Source organism: Pseudomonas sp. MS01C9 (assembly GCF_058202755.1).
This window is the reverse complement of the sequence record NZ_CM177073.1, coordinates 3,171,479-3,190,127: the sequence shown is the minus strand read 5'-3', so window position 1 is coordinate 3,190,127 and position 18,649 is coordinate 3,171,479. Positions and strand designations below refer to the sequence as shown.

Genomic DNA, 18,649 nt, shown 5'->3' with positions numbered 1-18,649 from the left:
ATCAGCCCTGGTTCAGCAACTGCCGCAAGTCGATCACCGCCGCGTTGGCACGGGAAATGTAGTTGGCCATGACCAGCGAATGGTTCGCCAGGACGCCGAAGCCACTGCCATTGAGGATCATCGGGCTCCAGATCGGCTCCTGGGACGCTTCCAGCTCGCGGATGATCTGGCGCACGCTGACCGTGGCGTTCTTCTTCGCCAGCACATCGGCGAAGTCCACCTCGATGGCCCGCAGCAGGTGGGACAGCGCCCAGGCCTGGCCGCGAGCTTCATAGAACACGTTATCGATCTGCAGCCACGGGGTTTCGACACGTTCTTCGTCGACTTCCGGCACCTGGCCCGGCGCAGGGGCCTCGGTTTTCAATGCGGTATTGAGCTTGACCCGACCGACACTGGCCGACAGCCGCTGGGACAGCGAGCCCAGGCGGGTGCCGACGTCACCCAGCCAGTTGTTCAGGTTGTCGGCACGGGCGTAGAACAGGGCGCTTTTCTGGCTGGGGTCAGACAGGCGTGCCTGGTATCGGCTCAAGGAGTTGATGCCCTCCTGGTATTCCGACTCGCTGGAGGGCAGCACCCAGCTGCGATTGTCGAAGTTGAAGCGCGGCTCGGCCTTGGCCAGGTCGGCGTCCTCGGCGGACTGGGACTGGGAACGGGCGAAGTCCTTGCGCAAGGCGCGGCTCAGGTCGCGGACCTGGACCAGCACGCCGTATTCCCAGCTCGACATGTTGTCCATCCACAGGCCTGGAGGGAACCGGTCGTTGGAAATATAGCCACCCGGCTTGGTCAGCAGGGTTCCAGCGACGCTCTTGAGGGTCTCGACAGTGGTATAGCCCACCACCATCTGCCGGCCGTCTTTCTCGGCGGCCGCCTGGGCATTCTGCTGTACCGGGAACAGGGACGGCTCCTGGCTCCAGTACCAACCGATGGCGATGGTCACCAGCAGGTACAGGCCCACCAGCGTGGCCAGCGCGCGGCTGAAGAACAGCCCGCCCAGGTAGCTGCGGGTGGCCGATTTCGGCTCGGCGGCACGTTCAGGCGCGCTGCCCGCGCGGTTTTTCCAGTCCAGCATGGCGATGTCCCTTCAATCACTTGAGTTCACGGTTCGACCACAACCCTACGCCATCGTGCCTGACTTGAAACGCGGAATCACGCCAGCCAGGGCGAGGCAATCGGACCGCCACTATAAAGGAAGCGCCGTCATCGGCCTATGATGACCATTGGGTCAGAAACTGAATTTCATCCCGAGGCAGATTATTGACGTATGACACTCATGCGAGGGAAAAGAGGTGCTAGCATAGAGCCACCAGTCGACCTCAGCATGCACCCTAACTAGTAGTCAGGATATGACCGAGCCAGAAGACCCCAGCCGTGAGCGCCTCAAGCACCACTTTGCCCAGCGGGTAATTCATCAGGCTCGCCAGATCCTGGAGATATGGCAGCGCCTGCAACGCAGCGAATGGTCCAGCACCGATCTGTCGGAGCTCAGCGAAGCCACCCTGCGCCTGCAGCGTTTCGCCGAGCGCTTCGAGCAACCGGAGCATACCCAGTTGGCCCAGGGCATCAGCCAGTCGCTGCAAGCGGTGGATGCCAATCGCGGACGACTGAGCAGCCACCTGATCACTGAAATCAATCGCTTGATGCAGCGCCTGTCCCGCACCGGCCTGCGTCATGGCGATCAGCTCGAACAAACCTTCCTGCCGCCGCTGCGCAAGCCTATCTATGTGCTACTGCAAGACCATGACCGTGCCGAACGACTGGCCAAGCAGCTGGAATTCTTCGGCCTCAGCGCCCAGGCCCTGGAAAGTGTCGCGGCGTTTCGCGCCTCGATGGTGGAGCGCCTCCCCGCAGCGATCGTCATGGATGTGGATTTCAGCGGCCCCGGTATCGGCCTGAAACTGGCCGCCGAAGCCCAGCAAGGCCTGGAGCAGCCGTTGCCGCTGCTGTTCTTCAGCTTGCTGGAAACCGACACCCCGACCCGCCTGGCGGCGGTGCGGGCCGGTGGACAGGAGTTCCTGACCGGAACCCTGGAAGCCTCGAGCCTGCTGGAAAAGATCGAAGTGCTGACCTGCGTGGCCCAGTACGAGCCCTATAAAGTGCTGATCATCGACGACTCCCGCGCCCAGGCCCTGCACACCGAGCGCCTGCTCAACAGCGCCGGCATCGTGACCCGCACGTTGATCGAGCCGATCCAGGCCATGGCCGAACTGGCCGATTTCCAGCCAGACCTGATCATCCTCGACATGTACATGCCTGCCTGCACCGGTACGGAACTGGCGAAGGTGATCCGTCACAATGACCGCTATGTCAGCGTGCCCATCATCTATCTGTCCGCCGAAGATGACCTGGACAAGCAACTCGATGCCATGAGCGAGGGCGGCGACGACTTCCTGACCAAGCCGATCAAGCCGCGGCACCTGATCACCACCGTGCGCAACCGCGCGGCCCGGGCGCGCAATCTCAAGGCGCGCATGGTTCGCGACAGCCTTACGGGGCTGTACAACCACACCCATATCCTGCAGTTGCTCGAAGACTGTTGCTTCCGCGCTCGTCGCGAAGACAAGCCCCTGAGCTTCGCCATGCTGGACATCGATCACTTCAAGCGAGTCAACGACAGCCACGGCCACCCCATGGGCGATCGGGTCATCAAGAGCCTGGCGCTGTTCCTCAAGCAGCGGCTGCGCAAGACCGATTTCATCGGCCGTTATGGCGGCGAGGAGTTCGCCATTGTCATGCCCGACACTGATATCGACGCCGCATGCACGGTACTGGATGAAATTCGCCAGCGCTTTGCCGAAATCCACTATCCGGCCCAGCCCCATGACCTCTGGTGCACATTCAGTGCCGGGGTGGTGGAAATGAGCGAAACGTCCGACAGCCTGATGATGGCCAGCCAGGCGGATGCAGCGCTGTACCGCGCCAAGCATGCCGGCCGTAATCGGGTGCAGAGCGCGCACCAATCAAAGCAAAGTGCCACTTTTTCATCGGAATCCACCGATTCAGTCATAAACCTGTAACCAAGGCGCAATAAATTCAGGCACTTACGATTCTGCCCCCGGTAGACCCCGATGCGCCTGAAGCTGCTGACGAACCTCAATACCCTCCTTTTGGTGGCCGTGTGTCTTGGCCTCGGCGCCACGCTCTGGTGGTCTCAGATCGCCCTGGAGCGCCCCTATTTGCTGATGGAGCGTTACCTGGGGCTGTCACGGCAATTCCAGGGCGAAGTGGCTCGCAACATCGAGGACTATCTGGCCAGCGGCGACGCCCTGCGCCTGAGCGCCGCCACCCAGGCCCTCGAAACCTCGCAACAGGATCTGGACCAGTTCCCGCCGGAACTGGCCCAGGGCCTGCGCCCGAGCCTGTCGAGCCTCGATGGCTTCAGCAAGAACGATCTGCTGGCCGCCGGCAAACTGGCCGCAGATCCCCAGGCCCTGCTGCTGCAGGCCGAACGTGAGCTGAGCGCCAACCTGGACCGCCTCGCCCAATACGCCAACGGTGCACCCGCCTACCTGGCCCCACTGTTCGCCGCATCGCAGCATTTGGGCCGGCTGTCGCTGACCCGGGAAAAAATGGTCAGCGGCGGCCGCAGCGAACTGGCCGCCGACGTCGAACGGGAATTGGCCAATATCCGCACCCAGGCCGAACAGATCGATAGCCTTCCGTTGCTCGGCGTAACGGCCAGCAGCGAATCCGGCAGCGATGACTTCGCCGCACTGATGGGTCTGGAAACCCAGGAAAAGACCGCCGCCGAAGACGCCGGCATTGCCCTCAAGCGTGAACTCAACAGCCTGCTTGGCCGTTATCCGGCAGAGCTGGGACGCACCCAGGCACTGATCCAGAAGCGCACCGAGTTGAGCAACGCCACGCACCTGAAAACCGCCGATGTGCAGCAGGCCATTGATGCCATGGAGCCCGCTGTGCGTGCCCAGCACGGACAGATCCAAGGAGAGGTCCGCTTGATCCAAGGCGTGATGATCGGCCTGATCCTGCTGATCGCCCTGCTTATCGATACCCTGCAACGACGCCTGGCCCGGACCCTGACACACCTGGCGCCCGCGCTATCGACCTGGGCCGAAGGCGACTTCAGTCGCGATATCCATGTCGGCGCCAGCAACCGTGAGTTGCGGGACATCGAGGCATCGCTCAATCGACTGCGCGCTTATCTGACAGACCTGGTAGGGGCCATCCATTTGAATGCCGAGCAGGTCGCCGGCAGCAGCCGGGCCCTGGCCGAGCTGAGTGCGCAAATGCACAGCGGCGCGGAGCACCAGGCCGGCGACACGGCACTGATCCGCGATTCCCTCAGTGAATTGGAGGCAACCATCCAGCAAGTCGCCGGTGACGCCAGCCAGGCCGCGCAGGCCAGCCGCAGCGCCGGACACGCTGTGGAACAGGGGCAGAAAGTCATTGGCCTGAGCCTCACCGGGCTGCATGCACTGGTGGGCGAGGTGCAAGGCAACGCGCAGATGATCGAACAACTGGCCGAGGAATCGGCCACCATTGGCGGCGTGCTGACGGTGATCCGCTCGATCGCCGACCAGACCAACCTGCTGGCCCTCAACGCCGCCATCGAAGCCGCTCGAGCCGGGGAAATGGGCCGGGGGTTCGCGGTGGTGGCCGAGGAAGTGCGCTCCCTGGCGCAGCGTACCGCAGGGGCCACGGCCGAGATCCAGGCCCTGATCGCGCGCCTGCAACTGGCCGCGCGCCAGTCCGTGGACGGCATGCGCGCCCAGGTCGAACACGCCGAGGCCACCGCCAACCAGGCCCAAGCGGCCGACGGTGCACTGGACAAGATCGTCGATGCCATCCAGACCATCGCCGACACCGCGGTGCGCATCGCCGACGTCACCGCCCAACAGAGCGGCGCGGTCAGCGAGATTCGCGATCACAGCGAACGCATCCACCAACTGGGCGGGGAAAACCTGCTGCGCATCGGCCAGGGCCGGGAACAGGGTGACAACCTGTTGGTCCTGGGTGGGCGCCTGCACACCGCCGTGCAAGCCTTTCGCGTCTGACTCGCGGCACAGCCTGCCAATCCAGGCTTTTGCGCCACGGATGACCGGTTTTTAGAGCACGGTCACAAATTTCGCGCAAACATCGGTCATCGTGCTGGCTATTGCCGAGAACTGGACAGTCATAAAGGCTTTGCGGCATAGTCGCCGGGTTCTGACACCTGCTCACGGATAACAAGGAACAGCAGATGGCGACCCTATTGGTCCTGCATGGACCCAACCTGAACCTGCTTGGCACCCGCGAACCGGGCGTCTACGGGGCCGTCACGCTCGCTCAGATCAACCAGGATCTGGAGCAGCGGGCCCGCACCGCCGGCCATCATTTGCTCTATCTGCAAAGCAACGCCGAGTACGAACTGATCGACCGCATTCATGCCGCCCGCGACGAAGGCGTGGACTTCATTCTGATCAATCCCGCAGCTTTTACGCATACAAGTGTCGCATTACGTGACGCGCTGCTGGCGGTGAGCATCCCATTCATCGAAGTGCATTTGTCCAACGTGCACAAACGCGAACCTTTCCGCCATCACTCCTATTTCTCCGATGTAGCGGTAGGAGTGATCTGCGGCCTTGGCGCCAGCGGTTACCGACTGGCCCTGGAGGCCGCCCTAGAGCAGCTTGAAAGACAGGCAACAGCTTGAACAACAAGCGTTAAACGCCCCTGACCGACCCTTGGGAGTTGATGATTCATGGATATCCGTAAAGTTAAGAAACTGATCGAATTGCTGGAAGAGTCCGGCATCGACGAGCTCGAGATCAAGGAAGGCGAAGAGTCCGTACGTATCAGCCGTCACAGCAAGACTCCGGCCCAGCAGTACTACGCCCCGGCCCCTGTACAGGCTCCGGCCGCCGCACCGGCTCCGGCCGCACCTGCTGCAGTTGCTGCTGCTCCAGCCGCTGCCGCCGCGCCTGCGCTCAACGGCACCGTCGCTCGCTCGCCGATGGTAGGCACCTTCTATCGCAAGTCGTCCCCAACCTCGCCGTCCTTCGTTGAAGTGGGCCAGACCGTGAAGAAAGGCGACACCCTGTGCATCGTCGAAGCCATGAAGATGATGAACCACATCGAAGCTGAAACCAGCGGTGTGATCGAGTCCATCCTCGTTGAAGACGGCCAGCCGGTTGAGTACGACCAACCGCTGTTCACCATCGTTTGAACCGCGGAGAGCCTTTGATGACTGCGAAGCTGGAAAAAGTCCTGATCGCGAACCGCGGTGAAATCGCCCTGCGAATCCTGCGCGCCTGCAAAGAGATGGGCATCAAGACCGTCGCCGTTTATTCCAAGGCCGACAAGGAACTGATGCACCTGGGCCTGGCAGACGAGTCCGTCTGCATCGGTCCGGCATCGGCCGCGCATTCCTACCTGCACATCCCGGCGATCATCGCCGCGGCCGAAGTGACCGGCGCCACCGCCATTCACCCAGGCTATGGCTTCCTGGCGGAAAACGCCGATTTCGCCGAACAGGTCGAGAACTCCGGTTTTGCCTTCATCGGCCCGAAAGCCGAAACCATCCGCCTGATGGGCGACAAGGTTTCGGCCAAGCACGCGATGATCGCGGCCGGCGTACCCACCGTTCCAGGTTCCGACGGCCCGCTGCCTGAGGACGAGGAAACCGCCCTGCGCATCGGTCGCGAAGTCGGTTATCCGGTGATCATCAAGGCCGCTGGCGGCGGCGGTGGTCGCGGCATGCGCGTGGTCCACAAGGAAGAAGACCTGATTTCCTCGGCGAAGCTGACCCGCTCCGAAGCGGGCGCGGCGTTCGGCAACCCGATGGTCTATCTGGAAAAATTCCTGACCAACCCACGCCACGTCGAAGTCCAGGTACTGTCCGATGGCCAGGGCCACGCCATCCATCTGGGCGACCGCGACTGCTCGCTGCAACGTCGTCACCAGAAGGTCCTCGAAGAAGCGCCTGCACCGGGCATCGACGAGAAGGCACGCCAGGAAGTGCTGGCCCGTTGCGTCAAGGCCTGCATCGACATCGGCTATCGCGGCGCCGGTACCTTCGAGTTCCTGTACGAGAACGGTCGTTTCTACTTCATCGAAATGAACACCCGTGTTCAGGTGGAGCACCCGGTTTCGGAAATGGTCACCGGTATCGACATCGTCAAGGAGATGCTCAGCATCGCCGCCGGCAACAAGCTGTCGTTCACCCAGGATGACGTGGTCATTCGCGGTCACGCACTGGAGTGCCGGATCAACGCCGAAGACCCGAAAACCTTCATGCCAAGCCCAGGCACGGTCAAGCATTTCCATGCCCCGGGCGGCAACGGCGTTCGTGTCGACTCGCACCTGTACAGCGGTTATGCCGTTCCGCCGAACTACGACTCGTTGATCGGCAAGCTGATCACCTACGGGGCGACCCGCGACGAAGCCATGGCGCGCATGCGCAATGCGCTGGACGAAATCGTGGTGGACGGGATCAAGACCAATATCCCGCTGCACCGCGACCTGACCCGCGACGAAGGCTTCTGCGAAGGTGGCGTCAACATCCATTACCTGGAGCACAAGCTGGCCAACCAGCATTGATGCCCGTGTGATGTAAAAAAGACCCCGGTCCGTTGGCCGGGGTCTTTTTTTTCCTTTCCCAGTGACGATGAACGGGTCAGCTCAGCGCCACCGTGGGGAACGCGTGTGCCTCGATCTGGGCCGAGGTCGCAGGTCGGCCCTGGAAGGTGAGCACCGCACCGTTGGCACTGGCCGCCAGCGGTTCGCTGCGTACGCGCGCCATGAATTCGCGCGCCCGCGCCGACACCGGGTCGGAACTCTTCTTCGCCCTGGCCAGCACCGGGATGTAATAGCGCTCGACCTGGCTGCGCGAGGTCTTGAAGACCGAGGTCATACCGCTGCGCAGGTCCAGCGAGACTCCATAGGTATTGCCGAAGCAGGATGAATACGACCAGTGATCCCAGGTGGGTCGCAACCCCTTGCGCCTCATCGCCGACCTCACTCGACCGCCAATGTCAGCCCCCGTCAGCCAATCTCCCCCCGCCAGCGTGGCGCGGATATCCTTGGCCGCACCGCCCAGGCGCCGGATCACATCCCCCAGGCTGCGCTCGATGAGGGCACGGATATTGTGATCGAAATGGATGACGGCCCCCGCCCTGGTGCTCGGGTTATACAACGAAGCGATTACGCATGTCTGGGCGTTCAGCGAGAACAGATAGTTGTCCGCCACCGATTCGCTGAACCTTGCCACCACCGCCTCGCCCTGCAACGCGCCCCTCGATACATCCGGGTAGACATGGCCAGGAAACGCTTCGCGCAGGTCCTTCACGCGCCCGAGGACCAGCACATCGTCGGCGCCGCCCCTCAAGCCGACTTTGTCGTGCACCCACTTGCCATCCCCCATCCTGCGGATGGGCAGTTTGTACAAGGCATCGGGACGACTGGCGTCCACCAGGCACAGGCCACCGAAGTAAGGGTCCTCTTTCACCTGGTAGTACTTGCCCTTGCTGCGTATGTAGTACTTGTTTTGCGGCTGCGACGCGCTGGAGGGGCTGCGATAGGTACCCTGGAAGAGGCCTTCATCGGTCACCCGCTCCAGATTCCCAGGGGGTTTGCCGACCGCCTGCCTTGGCTTGAAACGGATGGGCTGGACGACCGGCCCGGTGTCCTTGGCGATGACCGGCGCCACGCGCCGCAAACGCTGCGCGGACAATGACATCGGCGTCATGACCTGTTTCAGGCTCCTGGCTCCATTGCCCACCAGGGAGGCAAGGGTTCCGGCTCCCAGCGCGGCGAAGAATACGCCCCAGGAGGCCATCAGCCAGTAAGCCAGGGCGCGATCCGTGTCGCCTTGCCCATGCGCCTCGGCGGCCTGCCTGACGCTGGCGGCGATGAAGACCGCATCCAGCAGCAGGGCAAAGGGCGGGTACACCAGGCACACGGGGGCAGACGCAAACAGCAGCCCCTTGATCACCTGCTCCCTGATGACCTCGGCGCGGCTTTTGGTGACATCTTCCACATCGCTGATGGCGCGCTCTACCCAGGCATCGAACTCGGTCCGGATATCGATCACCCGATTGAACTCGCGCAAGGTATCGAGGCCACCTTTCGATGCCTGCAGGACCAACAGCGAGCGCCTGACGGCCGTGCGCGCAGCGAGTGCGACTCGCGCCAGCACGTAGTCATGCAGACGCGCGACGACCTTGCCGGTGAAATCGCGGTACGGGCGGAACGTGACGCCGTCCGGAGCGTCAGGCGTGTACAACCAGGAAAAACCCTTCGGATCGAAGTAGGTAAAGACGTAGACACCCATGACGATATGGCCACCCACGGAGAACCTGATCACGCCTTCGCGCTGCACAAGCGAGCCCGAGTAGAGCGGGCCGACCGTGGGCACCGACTCGCTCAGCAGGGTGACCTGGCGTGTAAGCCACCAGAATTCGTCGGCGCTGAGCTGGGACTTGCCTGTTGCGACACGCAGGTCGCGGTCCATCCGGGTCAGCAGCAGATTGCGGTAGGCACTGCGCCGCCTGGCGTACTGCGGGGTGCTGGCGTCGAGAAACCGGGCACGGACCTGCGCCGCATATTGCTCGCCCAGATACGCCCGCCGCAGATACGACGCCAGCTCCGCACTGCGAACCTGGCTCAGGTCCTGCCCCACCGATGAGCGCACACCTTTTGCGGGATGGTCGATCCCTGAGTTGTCGTCATAGCCGTAGATGGCGAGATCCAGCAGGCTGGCGACCTGCGTCTTGCCACCCGCCAGCCCGGGGCTGTAGTCGATGAGCACCGTCGCGGGGTCCACCGGCTCCTGGACACCCTTGCTGCGCATGTAGGGTGCGATCGCCTGGGTGACGACGCGCCTGGCGAAATCGGCGAACACTTCATAGCCCGCAAGCGCTTTGTCGAACACCTGCTGATGCCTCAGGAGCTCCTGGCTCAAGCTGCTGATGTTACGCCGTGACTCCAGGGGTAGCGCGCTGTACCAAAGAGGCGATTCGTCCTGCTCCACTTGCGCGAGGTTGTGGGCAAGGCCGGTTGCGACGATGTCACCCACGCAGGCCTGGAAGCCGGTCACCGTGGCCCTGGGATCCTTGCTGGCATTCCAGAACGATGGCTTGTCCGCCACCTTGGCAAAGTATTCCCGGGCCACGCTCCGATCGGCTGGAGAAATCCGCTGCAACAAATATTCGCGACCCGCTTCACTTCGGGTCCAACCGCCGATCTCCACGCTGACCGCCCACAGCGATGGCAGCTCGATCCACTCCTGGCCATCCGGCTTGTCCGGGGCATACAGCAGCAGATCACCTTGCAGGTCATGGCGATAGAACAGCAGGACGTCAGTGCATTTCAATGCGTTTGGCAGCACTACCCCGGCCACCTGGAAAAGGCTGCCCGCCTGTACCATGGGGCCGCCTGTACACAGGGCTTTCACCGCGTCATGGTGGGCAGGTTTCAAATGGCCCGCGCAACGGGCGACGAACGCGCTATGCAGAAGCCGCGCCACGAACCAGTCGAACAAGGCGTCCTTCAGGTCGTCGCGGCCATAGCGGCTGACCAGCGCCTGCCGGTAGCCGGCCGGAGCGTCCACCTGGGTCAGCAACTGAGTAATGAAGGCGGATGAAAGAGGCTGGTTGCGCAACATGCCGCCGTTTTCCACCAGGAACACCGAGACGCTGTCCTGCCTCAACGGCCCCACCGTCAACAGCTCGCTCAGGCTGTGGGCCCGCACCGGCTGGTCGATGACGGTTCGCCACAGCAACTGCACGCGAATACTGTCCGGCTCGACTTCCATGTCCAGCTCATGCCTGACGTACTCCCTGGCCAGTTGCCGCGCAAAGGCCCGTAGCGAACCCAGGCCATCGAGCAATTCATCCACCAGCGCCGCCGCTTGGGTGGACTGCTCCTGCAACGTCTCCAGTTGCGTACGCTCGGCCTCGCCCAGGGTTCGCAGCCAGTCAGGCAACTGCCCGCGAGTCATTGCCTCAAGACTCCGTCGCTCCAAAGGCGTAGCCAAGGCGGTCAATCGATTGCCGCGACGCCATGAATCCTGGAACAGCTCGATCGTCTCTCGGAGCTCATCGACGCCCAGGCCCGCCAGTCGGGCAGGTTGGAAAGCCAGGTCGATGAGAGCCATGTGCTCGTTGAGTCGCTGCCCGACCCTCTCTCCAAGCTCTGGGTCGAGACCAGTCATCCGCCAATGGCGCCGCAGATAATCCTTGTAGTGATCGACAAGACCCGATGCGACCCCTTCGACTGTCTGGGCGATGACCTCCTGGCGCTCGGCCGCGAATCCCCGGTCAGCCGCCCCCTCCCAACGGTAGGGCGCATCCTGCTCTTCATCGATGACCACCAGTTCCCGGTCGATCAATCGCTGCAGCACCGTGTCCATCAGGGTGCCTATGAAATGCGGATCGATGTTGCCTTCGTAAAAGTGTGTGCGCAGCTCGACTAGCAGACGCTCCTCCAGCACCTCCAGAAAAGTCATCTGGCTGTTCCATCGAGCATCGAGCGCAGCCTGCCATCGAGTCAGTTTCTGCAAAATGCCCTGTGCAGTTTCCCCCTGGGGGGAAGGCACCGGCCCCGTGCCGTTCGCCTTCCCTTGCCGTTCGGCAGTGTTGTCCATCACATTCCTCCCTGTCGTGTGGACCCGCACCTTATCCGCCCCGCGTCGTGCCGGGGCCATACATATGTATATCGGCCAGGAGACGAGCCACGCTTATCCACTTTGACCTCGACCTGGCGTACACTGCGCAGCTTTCGCAGCCCTGGGGCTGCTCCTGTAGATTTATTTCCAAAGGTGCCCGCCATGCCTTGGCTGCAAGTACGCCTGGCCATCCGCCCGGAACAAGCCGAAACCTACGAAGACGCGTTTCTCGAAGCAGGCGCCGTGTCGGTAACGTTCATGGATGCCGAAGACCAGCCGATCTTCGAACCGGAACTCAATACCACCCCGCTGTGGGCCCACACCCACTTGCTGGCGCTATTTGAAGGCGGCACCGAGGCGGCTGGCGTACTGGCCCATCTCGAAGAGCTGACCGGCAGCCCGCTGCCGGAACATCACAGCGAAGTGATCGAAGACCAGGACTGGGAACGCAGTTGGATGGACAACTTCCAGCCGATGCGCTTCGGCCAGCGCCTGTGGATCGTGCCAAGCTGGCACGCGGCGCCCGACCCCGACGCGGTAAACCTGCTGCTGGATCCGGGGCTGGCATTCGGCACCGGTACCCACCCGACCACCGCGCTGTGCCTGGAATGGCTCGATGGCCAGGACCTGAAAGGGTGCAACGTGCTCGATTTCGGCTGTGGCTCGGGCATCCTGGCCATTGCCGCGCTCCTGCTGGGCGCCAGGGAAGCGGTGGGCACCGACATCGACATCCAGGCCCTGGAAGCCTCTCGCGACAACGCCGGGCGCAACAACATCGACCCTGAGCATTTCCCGCTTTATCTGCCGCAGGACTTGCCACAGGTCCAGGCCGATGTGCTGGTGGCCAACATCCTGGCCGGCCCGCTGGTCTCCCTGGCCCCGCAACTGTCGAGCCTGGTCAGGCCGGGTGGGCGCCTTGCGTTGTCGGGCATCCTCGCCGAACAGGGCGCGGAAGTCGCCGCCGCTTATGCCGCGGACTTTGACCTGGACCCGATCGCCGATCGTGATGGCTGGGTGCGCATCACCGGACGTCGGCGCTAGAATGACCGCCTGTATCCACCGGATTGCCGCATGACCGACAGCTTCGTCACCCAGTGCCCGCATTGCCACACCAGTTTCCGCGTCAGCCATACTCAATTGAGCGTGGCGCGCGGGGTGGTTCGCTGCGGCTCGTGCCTGCAGGTGTTCAATGCCGCACGGCAATTGCTGGAACAACGCGCCGCCAAGGAAACCGCTGTCCCCATTGCCCCACCGGTCAAGCCTGTCGCCACCGAAGCGCCGCCCCGTGCCATCAGCCAGAAACAGTGGACCGCCGCCGAGCTGGACCTCGATGACCTGGACAAGGAGCTGGCTCGCCTGGAACGGCGCGACAAACGGGCGCCGGGCACTGCCGGTCGACGCCGCGAAGACAATCTGAGCGCACAACGCGATCCCCTGTCCGACGAGCAAGAGGCTTGGTCCGACAGCCTGTACAGCGAATCCCCCGCCGAGCGCTTCGAGGCCGTCACCCAGGCGCCGATCGAGCCGTTCTCGCCTCATGAGCCCGCCCGACCGCCGCGCACCGAGCCTTCCCTGTCCCTGACCCTGGAGCCCCTGGAGCCGGACGACGAACCTGTCGCCCCGCTACGCCTGGAGCCCGTGGACGAGCCCGGTGAACATCTCGAACGCCTGTCTGCCACCGACGACCTCGACGAAGAGCCGGAGCCGGAGCCGGAGCCGGCGACGCCGCCGCGCAAGAAACGCGAGCGCCAGGAACCCGGGATTCGCGCCGAAGTCCTGCAGGACCTGGACGACGACCCGTTGCGGCTGGACTGGCGCAAGCGTCGCTCGCCATGGGGCCGACGCTTGCTGTGGAGCCTGTTGATCCTGCTGGCCACCGCGGCCCTGGCCGGACAATACATCGCCTATCACTTCGAAGAACTGGCCCGCCAGGATCAATATCGCCCCTGGTTCCTGCAAGTCTGCCCGGTCATCGGTTGCGACGTTCCATCCAAGGTCGATATCGCGAAGATCAAAAGCAGCAACCTGGTGGTACGCAGCCACCCGGAGTTCAGTGGCGCCCTGGTGGTGGACGCGATCATCTACAATCGTGCGCCCTTCTCCCAGCCGTTCCCTCTGCTGGAACTGCGGTTCGCCGACCTTAACGGTCACCTGATCGCCAGCCGTCGTTTTAAACCCGGGGAGTACCTGGGCGGCGATGTCGAAGGCCTTGGGGAAATGCCCCCGCAGACACCGATCCACATCGCACTGGATATTCTGGACCCGGGTCCCAAGGCGGTGAACTACAGTCTGAGCTTCCACTCGCCCGAGTGAGGCGACCCGCGTCAGGCGAATGACGACGGCTTTCTGGGCGACCCCACCCAGACCAAACCGCTGGCGATAACGAATCAGCTGTTCAGATTTTATCCAATTCGATCTTTATCCAGTCATCGAGAGCGGGTATCATGCCAACCCTTTTTCGAAGTCTCATGATCCGGCCCCACTTCAGGGAAGTCCTATGTCGGCGGTACGCATCGGCCCATATACATTGCAGAACGGTCTGGTTCTCGCCCCCATGGCGGGCGTCACCGATCAGCCCTTTCGTCAGCTGTGCAAGCGACTGGGTGCAGGTTTAGTGGTTTCGGAAATGGTCACCAGTGACATGACGCTGTGGAACACCCGCAAATCGCGTCTGCGCATGGTCCACGAAGGCGATCCCGAGCCCCGCTCGGTACAGATCGCCGGTGGCGATGCGCAGATGCTGGCGGAAGCGGCCCGGGCCAACGTGGCGTTGGGGGCACAGATCATCGACATCAACATGGGCTGCCCGGCGAAAAAAGTCTGCAACAAGGCTGCCGGTTCCGCGCTGTTGAAGGATGAGGCCCTGGTTACCGAGATCCTGCAGGCGGTCGTCGCCGCGGTCGATGTGCCGGTGACCCTGAAGATCCGCACCGGGTGGGACCGGGAAAACAGGAATGGCCTGACGGTGGCGAAGATCGCCGAACAGGCGGGGATCACGGCACTGGCAGTCCATGGCCGCACCCGTGCCGACCTGTACACCGGCGAGGCCGAGTACGACACCATCGCCGCGATCAAGCAGGCGGTGTCGATTCCGGTCTTCGCCAATGGCGATATCGATTCGCCCGAGAAGGCCCGGTACGTGCTGGACGCGACCGGTGCCGACGGCCTGTTGATCGGCCGGGCCGCCCAGGGGCGGCCGTGGATTTTCCGTGAGATCGAACATTTCCTGCGCACCGGCGAAAAGCTCGCTGCGCCGCAATTGTCCGAGGTGGAACGAATTCTGCTGGAGCATCTGGCCGCGCTGCATGCCTTCTACGGAGAAGTCATGGGCGTACGCATCGCTCGCAAGCATGTGGGCTGGTATCTCGCAACCCTGCCGGGCGCCAGGGAGTTTCGCGCCCGCTTCAATCGTTTGGATGGTACGCAAGCACAATGCGCCGACGTTCAGGCCTTCTTCGCTGAACGTTACAAGAGCCTGACAGGGGACGAAGGGGTGGCCGCATGACGATGATGACCGAGACTTTAGTGAGTGGAATAACACCCGTGAGCGACAACGTGAATTTGAAACAGCACCTCAATACGCCCAGCGAAGAGGGTCAGACCCTTCGCGGGAGCGTCGAGAAGGCGCTGCACAATTATTTCGCCCACCTTGAGGGCGCTGCCGTCACGGATGTGTACAACCTGGTGCTTTCGGAAGTCGAGGCACCCCTGCTCGAAAGCGTGATGAACTACGTCAAGGGCAACCAGACCAAGGCCAGTGAGCTGCTGGGCCTGAACCGCGGCACCCTGCGCAAGAAACTCAAGCAGTACGATCTGCTGTAAGCATTCAATCAAACCAGAAAGGCGCCCGCGTAAAAAACGGTCGCCTTTTTTGCTGACTTCCCTTGCTTTTGATGGAAATTGAAATGACCGACCAGACCACCCGCCTGCCGATCCGCCGCGCCTTGATCAGCGTCTCCGACAAGACCGGGATCCTCGAATTCGCCCGTGAGCTGCAACAGCTGGGCGTCGAGATTCTCTCCACCGGCGGGACCTTCAAGCTGCTGCAGGACAACGGCGTCGCCGCAGTGGAAGTCGCGGACTACACCGGTTTCGCGGAAATGATGGACGGTCGGGTCAAGACCCTGCACCCGAAGATCCATGGCGGGATCCTGGGCCGTCGCGGCATTGACGATGCCATCATGAACGAACATGGCATCAAGCCGATCGACCTGGTGGCGGTCAACCTCTATCCGTTCGAAGCCACCATCAACAAGCCAGGCTGCGACCTGCCGACCGCCATCGAGAACATCGACATCGGCGGCCCGACCATGGTTCGCTCCGCAGCCAAGAACCACAAGGACGTGGCCATCGTGGTCAACGCCAGCGACTACGCCAGCGTGCTGGAGAACCTCAAGGCCGGCGGCCTGACCTATGCCCAGCGTTTCGACCTGATGCTCAAGGCCTTCGAACATACCGCCGCCTATGACGGCATGATCGCCAACTACATGGGCACCGTGAACCAGGCCGCCGACACCCTGAGCACCGAAGGCCGCAGCGAGTTCCCCCGCACCTTCAACAGCCAGTTCATCAAGGCCCAGGAAATGCGCTACGGCGAGAACCCGCACCAGAGCGCGGCATTCTACGTCGAAGCCAAGCCTGCCGAAGTCGGCATCGCCACCGCCACCCAGCTGCAAGGCAAGGAGCTGTCGTTCAACAACGTGGCCGACACCGATGCCGCGCTGGAATGCGTGAAGAGCTTCGTCAAGCCGGCCTGCGTGATCGTCAAGCATGCCAACCCGTGTGGCGTAGCGGTCAGCCCGGACGCCGAGGGCGGTATCCGCCAGGCCTATGAACTGGCCTACGCCACCGACACCGAATCGGCCTTCGGCGGCATCATCGCCTTCAACCGTGAACTGGACGCCGAGACCGCCAAGGCCATCGTCGAGCGTCAGTTCGTCGAAGTGATCATCGCCCCTTCGGTCAGCGAAGAAGCCCGCGCCATCGTCGCCGCCAAGGCCAACGTGCGCCTGCTGGCCTGCGGCCAATGGTCGGCCGACCGCGCACCGGCCTGGGATTACAAGCGTGTCAACGGCGGCCTGCTGGTTCAGAGCCGTGACATCGGCATGATCGGCAGCGACGATCTGAAAGTCGTGACCCAGCGCGCCCCCAGCGAGCAGGAAATCAACGACCTGATCTTCGCCTGGAAAGTGGCCAAGTACGTCAAGTCCAACGCTATCGTCTACGCCAAGAACCGCCAGACCATCGGTGTCGGCGCCGGTCAGATGAGCCGTGTGAACTCGGCCCGCATCGCCGCGATCAAGGCTGAACACGCCGGCTTGCAGGTCAAGGGCGCTGTCATGGCCTCCGACGCGTTCTTCCCGTTCCGCGACGGCATCGACAATGCCGCCAAGGTGGGTATTACCGCAGTGATCCAGCCGGGCGGTTCGATGCGTGACAACGAAGTGATCGCAGCCGCTGATGAAGCCGGCATCGCCATGGTATTCACCGGCATGCGCCACTTCCGTCATTGATACACCGATCAACTGTGGGAGCGAGCCTGCTCGCGATAGCGTCGGATCAGTCAACATTGAAGTCCACTACACGCCGCCATCCGAGCAAGCTCGCTCCCACAGAAAAGCATCTGCGCGATGCTCAACAGAATCAGCGTCATCCGAGGTTTTTGAAATGAATGTTTTGATCATTGGCAGTGGCGGCCGTGAACACGCCCTGGCCTGGAAAGTGGCCCAGGATTCGCGTGTGCAGAAGGTCTTCGTGGCACCGGGCAATGCCGGCACCGCCATCGAAGCCAAGTGCGAAAACGTCGCCATCGACGTGCTGGCCCTGGAACAGCTGGCCGATTTTGCCGAGAAGAACGTCTCCCTGACCATCGTCGGCCCGGAAGTGCCGTTGGTGGCCGGTGTCGTCGACCTGTTCCGCGCCCGTGGCCTGGATTGCTTCGGTCCGACCGCCGGTGCCGCCCAGCTGGAGGGCTCCAAGGCGTTCACCAAGGATTTCCTGGCACGTCACAAGATCCCGACCGCCGACTACCAGAACTTCACCGAAATCGAACCGGCCCTGGCCTACCTGCAGGAAAAGGGTGCTCCGATCGTGATCAAGGCCGATGGCCTGGCGGCCGGTAAAGGCGTGATCGTGGCCATGACCCTGGCCGAGGCCGAAGCCGCCGTGCGCGACATGCTGGCCGGCAATGCCTTCGGCGATGCCGGCTCCCGCGTGGTGATCGAAGAGTTCCTCGACGGCGAAGAAGCCAGTTTCATCGTCATGGTGGACGGCAAGAACGTCCTGCCGATGGCCACCAGCCAGGATCACAAGCGCGTCGGCGACGGCGACAGCGGTCCGAACACCGGTGGCATGGGCGCATACTCCCCAGCCCCGGTGGTCACCGCCCAGGTGCACCAGCGCGTGATGGACCAGGTGATCTGGCCGACCGTGCGCGGCATGGCCGAGGAAGGCAACGTCTATACTGGTTTCCTTTATGCCGGCTTGATGATCGACAAGGCCGGTAACCCAAAAGTCATCGAATTCAACTGCCGCTTCGGCGATCCTGAGACCCAACCGGTGATGTTGCGCCTGCAGTCGAGCCTCGTGCTGCTGGTCGAAGCCGCCCTGGCCCAGGCGCTGGACAAGGTCGAAGCCCAGTGGGACCCGCGCCCGAGCGTCGGCGTCGTACTGGCTGCCGGAGGTTATCCGGGCGACTACGCCAAGGGCAGCGTGATCCATGGCCTGGACGCAGCGGCCCAGCAGGAAGGCAAGGTCTTCCACGCCGGTACTGCGCTCAAGGATGGCCAGATCGTCACCGCCGGCGGTCGCGTACTGTGCGCCACTGCCATGGGCGCCAGCGTCGACGCCGCCCAGCAGCAAGCCTACAGGCTGGCCGCCGCCATCGACTGGGAAGGCTGTTTCTACCGCAAGGATATCGGCTATCGTGCCATTGCCCGCGAGCGTGGTGAAAATCTGCAATAACCCGGCCTTTCAGCCAGGCAGGGGCGTGTGGCCCTTGCCTGTCTGCCGGGACGCCGCGCATAGTTATAATCTGGCATCAACCTT

The 18,649-nt window shown here is 62.9% G+C and carries 12 protein-coding genes and 1 pseudogene; 11 read left to right on the top strand and 2 right to left on the bottom strand.

Annotated elements, in window-relative coordinates:
• Window position 1: 1 nt before the first annotated feature.
• The gene (locus AC1M7R_RS14470; RefSeq protein ID WP_072397821.1) at window positions 2–1,069 is read right to left on the bottom strand and encodes a DUF2333 family protein; all 1,068 of its coding nucleotides are present in this window, start codon (window positions 1,067–1,069) and stop codon (window positions 2–4) included.
• Window positions 1,070–1,343: 274 nt separating this feature from the next.
• On the opposite strand from AC1M7R_RS14470, the gene AC1M7R_RS14465 reads away from it, so the two are divergent.
• The 5 genes and pseudogenes from AC1M7R_RS14465 (at window position 1,344) to accC (ending at window position 7,536) form a co-directional block, all read left to right on the top strand.
• Entirely contained in the window at window positions 1,344–3,014 is a 1,671-nt protein-coding gene (locus AC1M7R_RS14465; protein WP_072397822.1) for a diguanylate cyclase, read from the top strand.
• Between the two features lie 1,473 nt (window positions 3,015–4,487).
• Window positions 4,488–5,012 (top strand): annotated as a pseudogene (locus AC1M7R_RS14460) (methyl-accepting chemotaxis protein); the annotation flags it as partial.
• Window positions 5,013–5,197: 185 nt separating this feature from the next.
• Window positions 5,198–5,650, top strand: coding sequence for a type II 3-dehydroquinate dehydratase (gene aroQ / locus AC1M7R_RS14455; protein ID WP_072397824.1), 453 nt, complete (start codon window positions 5,198–5,200; stop codon window positions 5,648–5,650).
• A 48-nt stretch (window positions 5,651–5,698) separates the two neighbouring features.
• Entirely contained in the window at window positions 5,699–6,163 is a 465-nt protein-coding gene (gene accB, locus AC1M7R_RS14450; RefSeq protein ID WP_076405638.1) for an acetyl-CoA carboxylase biotin carboxyl carrier protein, read from the top strand.
• 17 nt (window positions 6,164–6,180) lie between these two features.
• Window positions 6,181–7,536 carry an acetyl-CoA carboxylase biotin carboxylase subunit gene (gene accC, locus AC1M7R_RS14445; RefSeq protein ID WP_072397826.1) on the top strand — a complete coding sequence of 452 codons (1,356 nt, stop codon included), beginning with the start codon at window positions 6,181–6,183 and terminating at the stop codon, window positions 7,534–7,536.
• Between the two features lie 76 nt (window positions 7,537–7,612).
• Here accC and AC1M7R_RS14440 read toward each other — a convergent pair whose 3' ends face one another.
• Entirely contained in the window at window positions 7,613–11,443 is a 3,831-nt protein-coding gene (locus AC1M7R_RS14440; RefSeq protein ID WP_490609701.1) for a dermonecrotic toxin domain-containing protein, read from the bottom strand.
• Between the two features lie 321 nt (window positions 11,444–11,764).
• Between AC1M7R_RS14440 and prmA the strand changes: the two genes are divergently transcribed.
• From prmA to purD, 6 genes are all read left to right on the top strand, one after another.
• Window positions 11,765–12,643 (top strand): 50S ribosomal protein L11 methyltransferase, encoded by an 879-nt coding sequence (gene prmA, locus AC1M7R_RS14435; RefSeq protein ID WP_123595681.1) that lies wholly within the window; start codon window positions 11,765–11,767, stop codon window positions 12,641–12,643.
• A 30-nt stretch (window positions 12,644–12,673) separates the two neighbouring features.
• Window positions 12,674–13,915, top strand: a complete 1,242-nt coding sequence (locus tag AC1M7R_RS14430) for a DUF3426 domain-containing protein (protein ID WP_072458613.1) — start codon at window positions 12,674–12,676, stop codon at window positions 13,913–13,915.
• A gap of 184 nt (window positions 13,916–14,099) precedes the next feature.
• Window positions 14,100–15,107: a tRNA dihydrouridine synthase DusB gene (gene dusB, locus AC1M7R_RS14425; RefSeq protein WP_072397830.1), complete on the top strand. Its 1,008-nt coding sequence runs from the start codon at window positions 14,100–14,102 to the stop codon at window positions 15,105–15,107.
• Window positions 15,104–15,424, top strand: coding sequence for a DNA-binding transcriptional regulator Fis (gene fis / locus AC1M7R_RS14420; protein WP_025211617.1), 321 nt, complete (start codon window positions 15,104–15,106; stop codon window positions 15,422–15,424). The genes dusB and fis overlap by 4 nt, the downstream gene beginning before the upstream one ends.
• Window positions 15,425–15,507: 83 nt before the next feature.
• Window positions 15,508–17,115, top strand: coding sequence for a bifunctional phosphoribosylaminoimidazolecarboxamide formyltransferase/IMP cyclohydrolase (gene purH, locus AC1M7R_RS14415; RefSeq protein WP_072397831.1), 1,608 nt, complete (start codon window positions 15,508–15,510; stop codon window positions 17,113–17,115).
• A gap of 154 nt (window positions 17,116–17,269) precedes the next feature.
• A complete protein-coding gene (gene purD, locus AC1M7R_RS14410) occupies window positions 17,270–18,565 on the top strand; it encodes a phosphoribosylamine--glycine ligase (protein ID WP_072397832.1) in 1,296 nt (431 codons plus the stop codon).
• Window positions 18,566–18,649 lie beyond the last annotated feature (84 nt).